Here is a 17,663-nt window from a genome sequence, read left to right on the forward strand (position 1 = left end):
ATTACTTTTTATCACAAATTTATTTCTTATTCTTATCCCGAACTCGGGTTATTTAGATGGATTTTAAATTTTATTTAAAAAAATCAATAAATGATAATTAAAATATCAAAATTTTTTAATCATAAACTAACCTGAAAGATTTCCTGTGATATTTTGTGGGCCCGTGTTTAATAAGCGCTTCCTGATGCTTCTTTGTGGCATAACCGAAGTTGGTATTCCATCCGTATTCCGGAAATTCTTCATGAAGCTCGATCATTAATTTATCTCTGTAATTTTTTGCCAGAATAGAAGCGGCAGCTATAGATAAAACTTTAGAATCTCCCTGGATGATGCATTCATGGGGAATATAATTATATGCATGAAATCTGTTCCCGTCTACCAGGATAAGCTCCGGTCTTGTTGTTAATTTATCCAGTGCCCGGTGCATGGCATGAATGCTGGCATTCAGTATGTTGTGTTCATCAATAAACTCTGATGGAAGCTCTGCAATGGCATAACATTTAACATTATCTTTTATATAGCTGTCAAGCTCCATTCTGGTTTTGAAATTTAATTTTTTGGAATCATTTACCAGACCTTGTTCAAAACTGTCATCTAAAATTACGGCGGCAGCTACTACAGGGCCACTCAGACATCCTCTTCCCACCTCATCACATCCGGCTTCAATATAAAGATTCGTCCATTTTTTTAACAATTCCATAAAAATCAATAATTTTTTTACGGTAAAATTAAGAAAATTTGAACAATTATGGTAAAAATAACATTTTTTTAAGTTTTTGTTTTGTCTTTTTAAGAAAGTTTTACAAATTTGTATTAACGCAAAATTAATTTGATATGAAGAAACTAACAGCAGGTATACTTACTGTAGTATTATCCTCATCCCTAGCTGTAACCTATGCACAGCAAAAGACGAGTGATTCAGTAAGAACACAAGACATTGAAGGTGTTGTTGTAACAGCACTAGGCATCAAAAGAGAGAAGAAATCTCTGGGATATGCATCACAAGAAGTAAAAGCAGATAAATTATTTGAAGGAACCACTAACACTGGGAATATAGCATCTCAGCTTTCCGGTAAAGTTGCTGGTCTGAATGTAACCACTACATCTAACTTTGGTGGTTCCGCTAATTTAGTTATTCGTGGTGTGAAATCTTTAGGAGGGAGTAACCCTCTAATTGTGATAGACGGGTCTCCGGTTAATAACTCATCAACATCTTTTGGTACTGAAAATGGAGGATTTGATTTAGGAAACGCCTTATCTGATATTAATCAGGAAGATATTGAATCAGTGAATGTACTAAAAGGTGCAGCAGCCTCTGCGCTATACGGAGAGAGGGGGCTCAATGGAGTAATTGTTATTACAACTAAAAACGGAAAAGGAAAAGATGATGGTTCTTGGGGAATTACTTTATCTTCATCAGTTCAGGCTGGCTTTGTAGATAAGTCTACTTTTGCAAAGTATCAGAAAAGATATGGGGCAGGATATCAACCATCTTTTGAATATGGAGATGATGGAAATGGTATAAATTATGCAAATTTTGGAGATGATGCTTCATGGGGGCCTGCATTTGATCCTGGCTTATTAGTTTATCAATGGGATTCATTTGATCCGACTTCACCGAACTATAATAAAGCAACCCCATGGGTGGCTGCTAAAAACGGACCGCTTAAATTTTTCGAAACCCCAATGTCATTCGTTAACTCTATCTCCTTGTCCAAAGGCAGAAAAGGGTTTAATTTTAATTTGACATACGACAACAATATTTCAAATGGTTTGTTGCCTAATTCAGATTTAAGAAAAAACACTATTTCGACAAAAATTAATTATGATTTAAATCCTAAACTACATGCAACAGTATATTCTACCTTGACAATTCAAGGAACAACAGGTAGAACGGAGACCGGTTATAACGATAACATTGTAACAGGATTTAGACAATGGTGGCAAACCAATGTTGATTTGAAGGCTTTGAAAAATGCTTATTTTAATAACGTGGGAAATCCTACTGTAGCTAATAACTACGGAAATGTTACTTGGAATAGATCAGCATATGATGATGGAACACCAGCTTTCTGGAATAACCCATATTTCCAACGTTATCAAAATTACTCTACTGATGACAGAACCAGAACATTTTCATATGCTCAATTGACTTATGATATAGATAGCCATATTAATATTACAGGTAAGTTAAGCTACGATAATACTAATTTAATTTTTGAAAGAAGGCTGGCACCCGGATCTTATCCACAAAATTTTGGAGTATCAGGAAAAGCTGTCGGTTCTGGATATCACAGATATGATTTGAATAGAAATGAAACCAATTATGATTTATTTGCTAATTATAAATATGATCTTACACCTTGGCTGAATATTAGCGGTATTGTCGGTGGGAACGTTAGACGAAACCATGAAAGCTCTATCGAAGCATCAACAGAAGGAGGCCTGATTACTCGAGGTTATTATTCATTGGATAATTCTAAAGCTCCAATTTTGAACCCTGTAGAATTTGAGGCGACTACCCAAACTAATAGTTTATATGCAACAGCTTCTTTTGATTTTAATAAAGTTTTTTATTTAGATGGGACAATAAGAAGAGATATGAGCTCAACTTTGCCAGCTGGGAATAATAAATATACTTATGGATCAGTATCTGGATCTGTCATTTTATCAGAACTTATAAAATCTCAGAAGTCCGTGCTGAATTTCTGGAAGGTAAGAGGTAATTATGCGGAAGTTGGAGGAACCGCAGATCCTTATCAATTAAAATATACCTATTATACGGCAGGTTATTTTAATACAGGAGATGGAAATGTCAATATCTACAGACCACAAACAATTTTGAAAAATGAAAATTTAAAGCCTCAACGTTCCAGAGAATTTGAATTTGGTACTGAAGCTCATTTCCTGAAAGATCGAATTGTTTTTGATGCAGCTTATTACGATACAAAAACATTTGATCAGCTTATCACTCCAGACATTTCCGCGGGATCAGGAAAATTAGGTGCTGCAATAAACGCAGGACAGATCAATAATAAAGGGGTGGAACTGCATTTGGGAATTAGCCCGATAAAAACAAGTGATTTTGCTTGGGATATAGATGCTAACTGGGCTAGAAACAGAAGTAAAGTAGTTGAATTAGATGAAGGCTTACAAGTTTATCAATTAGTAGGATTAGTGGGAGGAGCTACTATCGTAGCTTCGGTAGGAAACCAATGGGGTGATATTTATGGAAGCGATTATGTGTACTTAAACGGGCAAAAAGTTGTTGACCCTGAGACAGGATACTATCTGACAGAAAAAAATAAAGTGATTGGAAATGTTCAAGCTAAATGGACTGGAGGCTTAAGAAACTCATTTAGATATAAAGACTTTACATTAAGTTTCTTAATTGATGTTCGTCACGGAGGAGATGTGTTTTCATCAGATATGTATTATGGACTTGGTAGTGGATTGTTTCCAGAAACAGCTGTTGATGGATATAGAACAAATATACCCGTTTTGGAAGGGGTAAACCCAAATGGACAAGTAAATACTACACCGGTTAATGTAAATCTAATTGATCCTAATGAATATCCAAATAACCCGCATGATGGATATGCTATAGTTCCGGATAAAAGATTTGTATATGATGGATCTTTTGTAAAATTAAGAGAAGCAAGTATTACTTATTCTCTTCCAAAAAGTTTATTAGCCAACACCTTTATGAATGAAGCTAAAATATCTATAGTAGGAAGAAACCTTTGGATCATTCATAAGAATCTTCCTTATGCTGATCCAGAATCAGCCCAAATGGGAGGCTTGTATTCATATGGATCATCAGTGGGGTCCTTACCTACAACAAGAGAGCTTGGAGTAAACTTTACGTTTAAATTCTAAAATTTAAGACTATTTAAAATGAAAAATTTCAAAAAAATATTATATACAGGAGGAGTGATTGCTTCATTATTGATGTTTAATTCATGTCAAGATGACATTACTTCCTTAAACGAAGATCCAAAACATCCATCAGCGGTACCCTCCGGAAACCTGTTAGCCACCAGTATGTATCAAGGATTTTATTATATATATACTGGAAGTGTGAATTTTAATAATTATCGTTTTTTTGTTCAACAATGGACCGAGACAATTTATACTCAGGAAACGAATTATAATTTAATAACAAGAAATCAGCCTAGAAACCATTTCAGAAGAATGTATGTATATACATTAGCCCCACTTGAGCAAGCTAAACAAGATCTTCCAAAAGAAATTAACGCAGATCCTGAAGTTGTTGATAATAAGTGGGCAACTTTGGAAATAGCTTCTGTTTTTGTCTGGGAGAATATTGTAGATACTTATGGAAATGTCCCTTACAAAGAGGCCTTGCAGGCAGAAACAATCAAATCTCCTAAATACGATGATGCAAAAACCATTTATTTAGATCTTATTTCCAGATTGGATGCTGCAATAACAAAAATCCATGTTGAGAAAAAAGGATATCCTGAGGATCTGATTTATAAAGGAGATATGTCCAAATGGGTTAAGCTTGCGAACTCTATAAAATTAAGATTGGCAATTAACCTTGCAGATGTTGATCCGGCTACTTCTAAAGCGGTAGCAGAAAGTGCTATCAGTGGAGGAGTTTTGTCTTCATCTGCTGATTCTTATTCTTTAAAATTTGATGGGAATACCTTTACTAATCCTTTATTTGATGATTTAGTAGCATCCGGCAGAAATGATTTCGTCCCTTCAAATGTTATTGTAGATCCAATGAATACTAAATCAGACCCTAGAAGAGCAGCTTATTTTACACAAGCTGGAGGTATTTATAAAGGAGGTACTTACGGAACACAAAATTCTTTTGCGAATAACTCTCATGTTAATCCGATTTTTCTGGCAGCCAATGCACCAGCTAATTTATTAAGCTATACAGAGGTTTTATTTTTAAAAGCTGAAGCAGCTCAAAGAGGATATAACGTAGGAGGCGGAACCGCAGCCAGTTTATATGAAGCTGCTGTTAAAGCATCAATGGCTGAAAATGGAGTGTCTGAAGCAGATGCCAATGCATACATCAGTGCTAATCCATATAATGCAGCAAACTGGAAGCAATCCATAGGCTATGAAGGTTGGGTAGCAATGTGGAATAACCCATTTGCAGCATGGAATTTCACGAGGAGATTAGATTATCCTATACTTACAGCTCCACCATCATCGTATATTGGAGGTATACCATATAGAATGCCATATTCTGATCAAGAATATGTTACGAATAATGCTAATGTATCTGCAGCAGCCAGTGCAATTGGAGGAGACAAGGCAACAACAAAGTTATTCTGGGATGTAAATTAAAAATGTTTTATATCAAAAACCGCCTTCGGGCGGTTTTTTTATTTCCGTATATTTGTATGTTAAAATTTTGAGATAAAATAGGCCTGTGGGTGAGGACTAAAAAAACGGAATATAAAGAACATGAATATTAAAGATATTATAGAAAAGAAGCTTTCGGAGGTTATTTTAAACGTATATCAGCTAAAAGATATCCATCTGGAAGTACAGGAAAATAAAACCGAATTTGAAGGGGATTTTACTATTGTAACCTTCCCGTTGGTAAAACACTTGAAAAAGAATCCTGAAAGTATTGGAATTGAGTTGGGCGAATCACTGGCAGCGCAAACTGATTTATTGGAGAATTTCAATGTTGTAAAAGGGTTTTTAAATATAAAAATTAAAAACCGGCTCTTTATAGATAATTTAAGATCCGTCAATAACAGTTTTTCCAGTACGGAAAAGAAAAATGCTACCGTCATGGTGGAATATTCCTCTCCGAATACCAATAAGCCTTTGCATTTAGGGCATATCCGGAACAATCTGTTAGGATTTTCTGTAGCCCGGATACTTAAGGAAGCCGGATATGATGTAATCAAGACCCAGATCATCAATGACAGGGGAATCCATATCTGTAAATCAATGTTGGCCTGGGAGAAATTCGGGAACGGAGAAACTCCTGAGACTACCAATACAAAAGGAGATAAGTTTGTAGGGAACTATTATGTGGAATTTGATAAGAGCTACAAAAAAGAAATATCACAGCTTGTGGCTGAGGGAATGGATGAAGAGCTGGCCAAAAAAGAAGCACCACTGATCAGAGAAGCCCAGAAGATGCTTTTGGATTGGGAAAATGGAGATGAGAAGGTAAGGAGCCTTTGGAATGAAATGAACTCCTGGGTTTATAAGGGATTCAATGAAACCTATAAAAGACTGGGGGTTGATTTTGACCAGGTACAATATGAAAGTAATACCTATATTCTTGGTAAGGATCTTATCCAGGAGGGGTTGGATAAAGGAGTTTTATACAGAAAAGAAGACGGCTCAGTGTGGTGTGATCTTACAGATGAAGGTCTTGATCAGAAGCTTCTGCTACGTTCGGATGGAACCTCCGTTTATATGACCCAGGATTTGGGAACTGCTGTTGAACGCTTTAAGCAGAATGATATTCAGAAGCTGATCTATACGGTAGGCAATGAACAGGATTATCATTTCCAGGTGCTCTTTAAGATCCTGGGCAAATTAGGATATTCATGGGCGGATCAGCTATATCACCTGTCTTACGGAATGGTAGAGCTTCCGCACGGTAAAATGAAATCCCGTGAAGGAACTGTAGTGGATGCGGATGACCTGATGGAGGAAATGCACGAAACCGCAAGACTGAAAGCTATAGAGCAGGGGAAACTGGAAGGCCTCTCTGATGAAGAAAAAGAAGCCTCTTATGAGATAATAGGTATGGCAGCCCTGAAATACTTCATGCTGAAAGTGGATCCTAAGAAAAAAATGCTGTTCAACCCGGAGGAAAGTATTGAGTTTAATGGAAATACAGGACCATTTCTGCTGTATACTTATGCCCGTATCCAATCTCTGCTGGCAAAAGCGGACTATGAGTACAGAGAAGTTTCGGACGTAACTTTAAATGAATTTGAAAAAGAACTGATCATGCTACTGGCCAATTACAGGGGAGTAGTGGAGAAAGCGGCGGAAGCATTAAGCCCTGCGGTGGTAGCTAACTATGTGTATGACCTGGTAAAATCCTACAACTCATTTTATCAAAGCAATAAGATACTGAAGCTTGAAGATGAAGATTTAAAGCAATTCCGCTTGAATCTATCGGATCTTACCGGAAAAATAATAAAAAAGTCTTTGGGTTTACTGGGAATAGGAACGGTAAACAGAATGTAACCAACAGGCCTCCTCTTCGGGAGGCTTTTTTAAATGTCTCATGCTTCAGACTTTACTTCCATCCATTTGGCATGTTTGGATGGGGTGATTTTATAACCTCTTTTGTTGGTATAGACCTGTGTAAACTTGGCACCAAAGAAAACCAGCATGCAGGAATAATTGATCCACATCATAATAAGGATCACCGTTCCTGCCGTTCCGAAAGCTGAGGTAGGCTTGAACTGACTGAAGTAAAGACTTATCAGGAACTTCCCTAGGGTAAACAGAAGAGCGGTAAGAAAGGCACCTTTCCACACAGGCTTCCAGCTTATCTGCACATCGGGAAGAACTTTAAACATTAAGGCAAACAGCAGCATCACCACTCCAAAGCCGATCAGAAAATTGACCGCTTCCACCAGCATATAGGTCTCGAAGCCAAAATATCCCGTAATCCAGTTATTGAAAAAGCTGATCATTGACGACAATACCATAGTGATCATTAATAAAAAGCCGAGGATCAGGATCATTCCCAATGAATTGGCCCTGTCTAAAAGAAACTTTACCAAAGCCTTTTTAGGAGCGGCCTGAACCCCCCAAAGGGTGTTCAAAGAATGTTGAAGCTGGAAAAACAGGGTGGTGGAACCAAAAACGAGAGATCCTATACCCACTGTTTTCATGAGGATATTTTTTTTATCTATTAAAGCCCTTGCAATCATGTCCTGGATACTTTTGGCGGCATCCTGCCCCATAATACTGCTGATCTGGTTACTGATCTCTCCGCGGATGGCTTCCTCTCCGAAAAAATTTCCTGCGATCCAGATGATAATGATCAATAATCCGGGAATGGAAAAAATAGCATAGTAAGCCAGGCTCGCCGAATCTTTTGAGGCAGAAGAGCTGTTCCATTCCTTAAAGGTTTGTTTTAAAACTTCCCAGAAAAATTGTATGTTGCTTATCATCTTAAAAAGGATATCCTATTGCAATATTCAGAATAAGGTTATCTCTCCTCCATCCCGGATCTCCGAAATTGATCTTATCAAATGCCCATCTGTCGCCTTTTTCATAATAAGGGATCCTCAGAGGCATCGCGAGGTCTAATCTTAGCACTAAGATTGAAAAATCAAGTCTCAGGCCAACTCCTGCGCCTACGGCGATCTCGCTTAGGAATTCTTTTGAAAATTTGGCTCCCGGTCTTTCCGGGTCTTCATTCACTAGCCATATATTACCGGCATCGGCAAAGACGGCGACATTCAAAAACTTATAAAGATTCGCACGATATTCAGCATTCATTTCTAATTTGATGTCCCCGGACTGATCAAAAAAGAAACCTTCTTCTTCTTTTTTAGGTGCATAGCTTCCCGGTCCTAAAGTTCTGGCGCGGAAAGCCCGGATGCTGTTGCTCCCCCCGGCAAAAAACTGTCTGGAAAAAGGGATAAACTCCGAATTTCCATAAGGGTAGGCAATTCCCGCAATAATTCTGGAGGCAAAAGAGCTCTTTTCAGCGAACTTATGATAAAACCTGAAGTCATTTTCAATCTTGGCATATTGGCTGAACGGGATCCCGAAGATCTCTTTCTGCTTATCTTTTTTAGCATTGGCTCCCGTAAACAGACCCGTAAGGTTCCCTGCCAGATCTACCATTCCTTTGTAATAAATAGTATTGGTCTTGGGAAGCATCGTATTGGTATAGGTGTAGCTGTAGGTTGGTCCGAAAATGAGTTGTTTCTCCACAACTCTTCTCAGGTAAATATTTTTTTCAGCCAGGGAGTCATACCGTGGAGTTACATTGGTAGGAGAGACCAGGGTAATATCAATAATCTTTAAATCATGCTCTTTCCTAGCATTCTCTTTCCAGTTATAGCCAAAAGAAGCGTTAAAGTTACTCAGGGTATAATTTCGGGTCCGGTTCTGAAACTCATATCCCAGCGTGATATTGGTTCTCGGAACAAAAGCGCTTGACGAGTGAAAGCGGAAGGGTGCTACAATCCTCGGAATGGAAAGCTGTGTGTTTGCCCCTGCCCGGAAAATATTATTGGCATCCTTCGGACCGCCGATCTGCACATCAAAGGCTCCATAGATAGAAGCTTTAAACTGCTCGGCTCCCCGGAAGAAGTTCCGGTGGGTCCAGTTCAGATTCAATTCGCTTCCGGCGTAGTTGGCCGAATTGGTTCTGCCGAGAGCCTCCAGGCGGAGAGACTGCAGTTCCCTTGGCGTCAGCAAATAATATGTATCGAACTTATGCCGTAGCGAATCGGAAACTATAAATTCATTCTTTACGAACTTAAAGACTCCTAAGCTTATCAGGCGGTTGAGGGTAAGATTATGATCAGTCCGGTTATATAGATCTCCGGTTTTAAAATATAAGGCTCTGTCAAAAATCTTCGGCTTGAATTTATGGCCCGGATCGATGACGTAGATATCCCCGTAAGCGTACTTTGAGAGAGAGTCCGAATCCATTGGAATTTTGTATTGCCCTCGTCTTACATCCCTGATGTTATAGTTGGGAAATACAACTACCTTATCAATACTGAATTGTTGTGTGGCCAGCTCAGGCGTATTGTCTTTCAGCTTTACATTGAGTTCCACCTTATGCTCCCTGCTTACCGTACTGTCTGCCTGCACAATGATATTATCAGGATGGAAATAATAAAATCCCTTTTCCTTCAAGCCGTTATCAATTCTTTCTCTTTCAGATTTAATAACATCAAGATCAAAGGGTTTACCTGTTTTAAGCAGGGTTTTATCGGCAAGCTTTTGAATTTCTTCGTTGACCAGGGAGGAATCTTTCTGGAATTTAACTTCGCTGATCAGGTATCTTGCGCCGGGCCTCACATTATAAATAACTTTGGCTTTCCTGTTCTTTGAAACCGTATCGTAAGTGGCCCGAGCATTGAAATATCCTTTATTCTCAGAATAATTTTCAATAATATCTTTGTTAAATTCCCGGTCTACATCGCTCAGCAAAACAGGTTTTTCCCCAACCTTATATTTTAGCCAGTAACGGAATCCTTTTTCTTTTTCCGGCTCTTTTGTAATATTATAAAAAAATAGCTTGGGGCGTAATCCCAGTATCGATGAATTCGGCTTGGGGGTGAGATTGGCTTCCAGTGCGGACTGAAGTGCTTTCTTTTCTTTTTTGGAGATCGTGTCGTTTTCTATATGGACCTCAGCCCCGGTATAAAGCATCTGACCTTCTTTCAGATACCTGGTATTGCTGCATGAAAGTATAACGGAGGTTAGCCCGGAAGCAAACAAGTATTTACAATAGATATGGAATTTATTCTTCATTATTTAAATTCTACTACTTGATTATTTTTATTTTCTTTCGGTCTTTTCTGTCTGGATTTCCGGAAAATATCCCGGAATTTGTCATAATCCAGGGTAATAATAAATCCGACTCCCGTTTCCACTATCTGCCCCTGAAGAGCTACCTGATATTCATTTTTCCGATAAGCACGCAGCATATATCTACCGTCTTTGGAAAGGCTGTAATCTACTGTTACATCCCCTGCAATATTCGTTGTGCTTTCATTTTCTCTGGCCTCGCCTTCCAATCCGAAATTGCTGCCTACCGTCACTTTCAGACGGTCATTCAGCAATCTTTTGCTAATATCCACATTCAGATCGGTTCTTGTATTCTTTTCTCCGGTTGTATAATCTTCCGAAGATTCAAGGTCGAAGTTCAGATCTACCCCTTTGATCAGATCCGAAGCAAGATTGTTCAGTTGCTGGGAGAGGATTTTGCTAACGCTCTGTCTTGCCATGGCTTCTGCGCTTAATCCGGCACCGCTTTCAAAAGGATTTTCCCCGATGAAACGGTTCAGCAGCAGTAAGGCAAAAACCTGTTTGTTCATTTCGGATTCCTGGGTTCTGAGCTGGGTAAGCTTTTGATCTACAATATCTGTTACCGTTGAAGAAACCGAATTATTCTTTTCATCAGTGGTGATATCAAAAGTGATTTCCGGTTTCAGCAGTTCCCCTTTCATTTTCAATAGAGTATTAAAAGGGATTCTTTGCTTAAACTGATTCATTATGGCCGCACTTTCCCCTGTGATCTGCTGCTCCACAAGATCAATGGGAGCTGTTTCGGTGGTATATACCGCCGTGATGTCCAGATTGGCGGCCGTAGGCTCTCCGGTCCAGGTGATGGTGCTTCCTTTTTGAATATCAAATTTACGCTTCAGCATGCTTACGGAAAGCTCATAGGTACCGCTTTCCACTTCGTAGACTCCCACAAGGGTTGTTTTTCCTGACGGGTCAATCCCGCCCGTTAATTCCGCTTCACCCTGAAGTTTTACAAAATCCCCGTTGGCCTTGTCAATAATAATGGAGATCTTGGCCTCTTTGCTCACTTCAATATTTGCGCTTACGTCCATTCCTTTAATGCGGCTTTGAGCATTTAAGGAATCAGCTTTGATGGTTTTATTTAAGACTACCTGGTCCTGATCAACAAATTCCACAATGCCATCCCTTTCCTGCAACGAAGGAGTTGATTGCGGGAGGACAAAAGTGAAGTCCGTATTTTCGGCAACGGCCAATCTTCCGTCCACCTTCGGCAGATCAAGATCTCCGCCAACACGCAGTCTGGCATCAATGGCAAGAATCCCGTACATGATGGCGTCATCGGATTTTTCGGAATTGACCACCTTGAAGTTTTTGGCATTTACATCAAGATTAAACGCGAAATCCCTGTAGGTCCGGGTAAGGATCTGTCCGTCTACAACGAGGGAATTGCCGTCTTTATCGTTGATTTTAAATTGATTGAATTCAATTCCCCGGCTCGTAAAGTTAACTTCATCATCAATATTCCTGAAATCACTTCCGGTCCTGGCGATTTCCAACCCTGCTTTATTGAATTTTATCCTCCCTGAAATATTCGGCTGCTCAGTATTTCCTGTTATTGTAAGGTTTCCCGAAAGATATCCTTCCGTATTGGTAATGGCATTCATGGAGAATCCCTGAATACTTTTCATCTGGATCCTGTCGATGGCCATATTCAGATCAAAGGTGTTTGCGGAAGTATTATAATCCCCTTTGATTGTTACATCATTATCATTTCCGGTGAGGGCAATATCGGCATTTAAAAGGTTCGGGGAAGTGCTGTTTACTTTTACGGCAAGGTTTCCCACAGGACTTCCGTAAACGATCAGATCGGAGACATCGAGGTCTGAGGTGAAGCTCATATCCTTCATTAAGTTCCGGAGCTGTGCCGTACCGTTGATGGTGCCTTTTGCCAGAACCGTATCTTTTTTAATAAGCTCGGTGATGGTCTCTATTTTAAAATCTTTCAGCGAAATATTTAAAGGACTGTCAGGTGAATTGCTTTCAGACTGCAACAGAATCTCACTTCCGGCATTGGAAAGTCTGAAATTGTCTGCCACAATTCCGCTGCTCCCGACCCGGATCTTATTATCCTCGGCAACCGCCCAGTTATTGTAATTCAGTTTAAGACCATCGGGATTCAGGGAGATCTCTGTAATATCATTCAATGATCTTACGTTTCCGGCAATCAGGAATTGGGTGACATCCTTTGCATCTTTAGTGGTAAGATTGTAGCTGATGGCATTGCCGGCGATCTCTCCGTTGAGGTTTACTTTGTTCAGGGCAAAACTTGAGCTTTTCAGTCCTCCTATATTGGCATCATATTGCAAAGCCTGACCCTCATTGGAAATCCTTAACGAAGCGTTTTCAACGGTATTCTCTCCGTACAGTAACTGAGGGATCCGGGCGTCTGCCTCGATCTTCTGGGAGTCTGCATCATAGTTCCCCATTAAGGTGATAGTTTCAAAGCTCTTCAGGTCCGGAACAAATTTTCTGATGAGGTCATCATTTTTAATCTTTGCATTAAATGTAAAATATTGCCCGGCGTCGATCCTTTGTGTTTTATCCGGTTTCTGAAACTCATAATACTGATTAATGGTCTGAGTCAACGCCCCGAAAATCTGTGTAGGCTTGTACTTTCCCTTAAGCTCTGCATCTGCGATCTGGGAGTTGAAAACAATCCTGGTAGAATCGCTTGTTGAGGCAGCTTTTAAATTTATTTCCTGGATGGGATATACCTCTTTGGTGTCTGAAAAAGCAAAATCCTTAAGATTCAGATAGCCGTTCAGTTGATCCGGATCCAGGCTGGTAAAATCTCCGTCCACTTTTCCTGCGATAATCATCGGCTTTTCATAGAATCCAAGCCTGTTGATATCCAGCTTGACTATATTTCCGTTTATTTTTACCGTTTGATTCCGGTCATTGTAGATTCCGGAAGCTGCCAGCTGCAGGTTGGCATTGGGATCTTTTGAATTTAAAATAACATCATATCCACCACGGTCGATTTTTCCCGTAAGATCCATATTCTGATAGCGGTATCCTTTATAAACCGCCGAAGAAACATGGCCTTTAAGGTCTGCCCTTGCATTTTTAAAGTCAAAGCTTTTTCCTTTGGCAGAGATTTGCGCGCTTACAGGTCCAAGATCCTTATTCTGGATGATTTTCCCAATCTGTAGCCCCTGAAGATTAGCTTTCACATCATACGATTCCTGATTTTTTACTCTCATGTCTACCTGAGCGGCAATGGCGGCGTTTCCCAGAGTAGAGTAGAGGTTGAAATCTGTATTGATGAGCTGCGTTGTCCCTTTGGCATTTCCTTTTATGCTGAAATGCGAAGGCAATGAAATATTTGACGGGATGGTATTCTTAGGGACCAGATTAAAAATGGTTCTGCCAGCGGATGACAACTCCCCGATTCTCAGATCATAGTATAGGCGCTCGGGATTCATGGCATTTTTGATCCTGCCGGATGCGGCCACTCTGAGCTGATCTAATCCTGAAAGCCTGAGATCACCGATCAATAAATCATTGACGCTGCCTTTAACGTTAGCGTTCACGTTGAGTATGGCATTGGGATACTTATTGAAAGGTACAGTACTCCTTAAAGTGGGAAGCAGATTTAAAATATCGGAAAAACCGATCCTTGAATCCCGGATGTTGGCAGAAACTTTTACAGCTCCGGGATTTGCGGTCAGCTGCTCAATGGAATTATAATTTAAAACCACCTCATCCCGTAAAAGCGTTTTTGGAGTCTGCAAATACAGATCCTTCAGAGACGCTTCTCTGTCGGCATATACGAAATCGGTATTGAATCTTTGAATATCCAGTCCTCTTGATTCCTGGATCTCTGCCGAGTTTACCGTTCCTGCAAAGGTATTGTTTTCCATTTTGAAATTGCGGACCTCCACATTCATTTTCCGGAAGTTCAGATGGTTGAAATCCATCCCCTGTTTTGCAGGGGCAATGGCGGTATTGTTATAGGCTGCTTTTACATCATTAAGCACGAGCTTTCCCAAAAGCAGCTGCATGGCTTTTTCAGAAGCTGTTGAAGTGCCGTTGACAGGCTTTGGATCTTCTTTGTTACTGCTTTGTGGCGGCAGGTAAAGATTAGCATTGATGACCGCTCCTGAAAGAAACAGATTGGCAATATTATAGGAGTTGTTTTCCAGGTCAAGCTTGTTGACTCTGGTACTTAATTCTTTGAATAGTACTTTTGCAAACGTTTTGGTGTTGTCATCACCATAGTCAATATCGAAATTGGTAAGTTTGATTCCTCTTAAGCCGATTCTCATCGGCTTTTTCTCATTGAGGGAATCAACCTTTTTTTCCACTTTTTCAGAAACTTCTTCTATGAGATCCTGCTTCAGCTTCAATTTTAATCCGTCAAGATTAATATCATTCGCGGCATAAGTATTTTTGTTGAGGTCAAATGTTTTTATCCGGGTATCGAAAGAATTGAAATGAAGTTTGATATCGTTCCGGGATTGCCGGTCATTAAAGGTGAGCCCGATATCCTTTAATTGGATTTTATCCAGAGAAATAATGAAAGGTTTGGACGGGCTCTCTTCTTTATCACTTGTAGCAAAGGCATCTATAATATAATCAAAATTGAATTTTCCGTCAGGACTTCTTACCACATTGGCACGGACCCCTTCCATGTCCACTGAGGTAATGTCTGCCGTGGAATTGATGAGTTTGAGCATATGCAGCCCGACATCAAGCTTTCTGACCGCTAAAAGCGTATCTATATTCTGACCCTTTAAATATAGGTTTTCCATTATAAGGCTGTTGGGAAACCCTATATAGACCCTTTCGAGACTGACATCTGTTTTGATTTTTTTTTCAAGATAAACTACAAGTTTGTCTTTTATATAGTTCTGAACCACAGGAAGTCTCAGGCTGAATATTAAAAGGATAAGTAAAACCAATATTGAGATAAAGGTTATCACAATACCCCTAACAAGTTTTCTCTTATTAATTTTCAGTTTCAAATGTGATTGGTTTTAACAAAGATAATTATTACAATTAAAAAATTATCTGTTGTGGTAACCTTATGTAATGCAAAAACCCTGCCTTGACTGTCTGCTTATGGAATTTTAGTTTAGTTGCTGTCAAGTGAATTAGTTGATGCAGACAGCCAGGACATAGGTTTAAGTTTTTTAAAAGCCCCCTTTTTTATCACTTTTTATTGTTGAAAAGGTTAGCAAAAATGAAATTCAAATGGTACTTTAAGGGGGCATGGCATGGTTTATCAGATTTATGGATTTCCGTTTTCCCATTTTACTTCTTCACCCTGGGGAGCAGCCCCGCCCTGGGCCTGGGTTACCGGGGTCTTCTCCTGATTGATGTGATAGATATAAGCGGCAATTTTTTCAGCATCTTTTCCCGTAATGGTACCGTCTTTTATGAACGGCCTCATGGTAGGGTTGTTAGGTGAACCGTTCTCAAGCATCCACATCACATTTTTGAATAAGCTTTTTTGCCGGATATTGATCCAGTAAGTGTCTGTGAGGTTAGGGCCTATCCCTCCCTTTCCATTATCACCGTGACAGGTTACACAGTTGGTTTTGAAAAGCTGCTCACCTTCGGCAATATTGTCTGCGCTGTATCTGGCCGTTTCTAAATTTACAGGAGGTGCATTTTTCTCAAATTCTTTTATGGAAGCCAGCATTGTTTTTGCCTCTTGATTATATTCCGTATCCGGATGGGCATAATCCGTGAAAGCAAATGCGATCATATATACGGCACAGAATATACATCCGAACCAGAACAAACCGATCCACCATTTAGGTAATGAATTGTCAAGCTCCGTAATCCCGTCAAAACCATGGTCGATCAGGATATCTTGTTCTTCGGATTGAGATTGTTTCCTGAACGCGGAGTTCCAGAGTCTCTGGTAATAGGGTATTTTCTTTTGTTTCAGGTATTGCTGTTTTTCTCCTTCGGACAGCCTGCTGAAGTTTTCGTTTTCAATCAGATCTCCTATGGAATTCATGATAAGGAGCAGTATGGTTGCGATCAGCAGCAGTCCCCAGAAAAAAGGTGAGGATAAATAGTTTCCGTCCGGAGTGAACATCTCAAATGCCATAATGGTTAATCCCACTGTTATAGCAATATATATTGAAATAGGAGTTCTGGTTTTCATTTGTGGTAAATTTAGGTTTATTCTATGCCTGCCGTTTTGATGTCAGTGGTTTTAATGTCAGTTCCCAATCTTTGCAGATAAGCGATCATAGCTATTATTTCCCTTTGCTCAAGCGGAACAAACGCTGATCCTCTGGAGGCCTTTTCTTTTTCCATCTGGTCTTTTACATCAGTTGCTTCGGCATAAATCCTCTTTACGATATTTTCTGACTGATGATCTGCCCACTGGTCCGCCGAATCTATTTCTGCTTTTGAATATGGGATGTCAAATGTGTTTTTCATCAGTTTCATCTTATCTGCCATTTGGGAACGATCCAGTTTATTGGTGATCAGCCAGGGGAAACGTGGCATAATGGAGCCTGCTGAGGTGATCCTTGGATTATACATATGTTTGAAATGCCATGAATCCGGGTTTCTGCCTCCTTCTCTCTGTAAATCCGGACCTGTTCTCTTTGAACCCCATAAGAAAGGCCTGTCATATACAAATTCCCCTGCTTTAGAATACTGTCCGTTTTTACCGTTAAATCTCACTACCTCATCCCTGAATGGTCTTATCATCTGAGAATGGCATGAATTACAGCCTTCCCGGATATAGAGATCTCTTCCTTCTAACTCCAGCGGAGAATATGGTTTTACAGCGGTGATTTCGGGTAAATTGCTTTTTACGGTCAGGGTAGGGATGATCTCTACCAACCCTCCGATGGCGATCACTATAAATGCTAAAATGGAAAGGATGGTTGGCGTTCTTTCAATCCACAGGTGGATTCCTTCGCCTTCTTTTCTGCCGGCTCCGATATGGGCCAATGCAGGAGCCTCTGCCGGAACATTCTTTTGGAATGACCCGGATCTGATGGTTTTAATTGCATTGATGACCATTAAAACGGCTCCGGAAAGATACAGGAATCCGCCCAGGAATCTCATTTTATAATAAGGAACGATTGCCGTTACCGTATCCAGCCAGTTTTTCCAAACCAGTGTACCGTCCGGGTTGAACTGCTTCCACATCA

At 39.8% G+C, this 17,663-nt stretch carries 9 protein-coding genes; 3 read left to right on the forward strand and 6 right to left on the reverse strand.

Annotated elements, in window-relative coordinates; all coding sequences use genetic code 11:
- Positions 1-115: 115 nt before the first annotated feature.
- Complete coding sequence (rnhB, locus tag ABMQ40_RS15930) at positions 116-700, reverse strand: ribonuclease HII (RefSeq protein WP_370901373.1); 585 nt, start codon at positions 698-700, stop codon at positions 116-118.
- Positions 701-834: 134 nt separating this feature from the next.
- Here rnhB and ABMQ40_RS15935 point away from each other — a divergent pair, with 134 nt between their 5' ends.
- The 3 genes from ABMQ40_RS15935 (at position 835) to argS (ending at position 7,212) form a co-directional block, all read left to right on the forward strand.
- A complete protein-coding gene (locus ABMQ40_RS15935) occupies positions 835-3,879 on the forward strand; it encodes a SusC/RagA family TonB-linked outer membrane protein (RefSeq protein ID WP_370901375.1) in 3,045 nt (1,014 codons plus the stop codon).
- An 18-nt stretch (positions 3,880-3,897) separates the two neighbouring features.
- Complete coding sequence (locus ABMQ40_RS15940; RefSeq protein WP_370901377.1) at positions 3,898-5,331, forward strand: SusD/RagB family nutrient-binding outer membrane lipoprotein; 1,434 nt, start codon at positions 3,898-3,900, stop codon at positions 5,329-5,331.
- 120 nt (positions 5,332-5,451) lie between these two features.
- Positions 5,452-7,212: an arginine--tRNA ligase gene (argS, locus tag ABMQ40_RS15945; protein ID WP_370901379.1), complete on the forward strand. Its 1,761-nt coding sequence runs from the start codon at positions 5,452-5,454 to the stop codon at positions 7,210-7,212.
- Positions 7,213-7,250: 38 nt separating this feature from the next.
- On the opposite strand, the gene ABMQ40_RS15950 is transcribed toward argS, so the two are convergent.
- The 5 genes from ABMQ40_RS15950 to ccoO form a co-directional block, all read right to left on the reverse strand.
- A complete protein-coding gene (locus ABMQ40_RS15950; protein ID WP_370901381.1) occupies positions 7,251-8,150 on the reverse strand; it encodes a YihY/virulence factor BrkB family protein in 900 nt (299 codons plus the stop codon).
- Between the two features lies 1 nt (position 8,151).
- Positions 8,152-10,479, reverse strand: a complete 2,328-nt coding sequence (gene tamL, locus ABMQ40_RS15955) for a translocation and assembly module lipoprotein TamL (RefSeq protein ID WP_370901383.1) — start codon at positions 10,477-10,479, stop codon at positions 8,152-8,154.
- A complete protein-coding gene (locus tag ABMQ40_RS15960; protein WP_370901385.1) occupies positions 10,479-15,503 on the reverse strand; it encodes a translocation/assembly module TamB domain-containing protein in 5,025 nt (1,674 codons plus the stop codon). Before ABMQ40_RS15960 ends, tamL begins: the two co-directional genes overlap by 1 nt.
- Positions 15,504-15,769: 266 nt before the next feature.
- Complete coding sequence (locus ABMQ40_RS15965; protein ID WP_370901387.1) at positions 15,770-16,657, reverse strand: c-type cytochrome; 888 nt, start codon at positions 16,655-16,657, stop codon at positions 15,770-15,772.
- Positions 16,658-16,674: 17 nt separating this feature from the next.
- Positions 16,675-17,663 (reverse strand): cytochrome-c oxidase, cbb3-type subunit II (gene ccoO, locus ABMQ40_RS15970; protein WP_370901389.1); only part of this gene is annotated, 989 nt, incomplete at its 5' end.

Origin of the sequence: Chryseobacterium gossypii, from assembly GCF_041361455.1 — a bacterium.
GTDB lineage: Bacteria > Bacteroidota > Bacteroidia > Flavobacteriales > Weeksellaceae > Chryseobacterium > Chryseobacterium gossypii.

Bases quoted from the DNA above. Each gene is read 5' to 3' on its own strand.
- rnhB (WP_370901373.1), bottom strand. From the start codon at position 700: ATGGAATTGTTAAAAAAATGGACGAATCTTTATATTGAAGCCGGATGT.
- ABMQ40_RS15935 (WP_370901375.1), top strand. From the start codon at position 835: ATGAAGAAACTAACAGCAGGTATACTTACTGTAGTATTATCCTCATCC.
- ABMQ40_RS15940 (WP_370901377.1), top strand. From the start codon at position 3,898: ATGAAAAATTTCAAAAAAATATTATATACAGGAGGAGTGATTGCTTCA.
- argS (WP_370901379.1), top strand. From the start codon at position 5,452: ATGAATATTAAAGATATTATAGAAAAGAAGCTTTCGGAGGTTATTTTA.
- ABMQ40_RS15950 (WP_370901381.1), bottom strand. From the start codon at position 8,150: ATGATAAGCAACATACAATTTTTCTGGGAAGTTTTAAAACAAACCTTT.
- tamL (WP_370901383.1), bottom strand. From the start codon at position 10,479: ATGAAGAATAAATTCCATATCTATTGTAAATACTTGTTTGCTTCCGGG.
- ABMQ40_RS15965 (WP_370901387.1), bottom strand. From the start codon at position 16,657: ATGAAAACCAGAACTCCTATTTCAATATATATTGCTATAACAGTGGGA.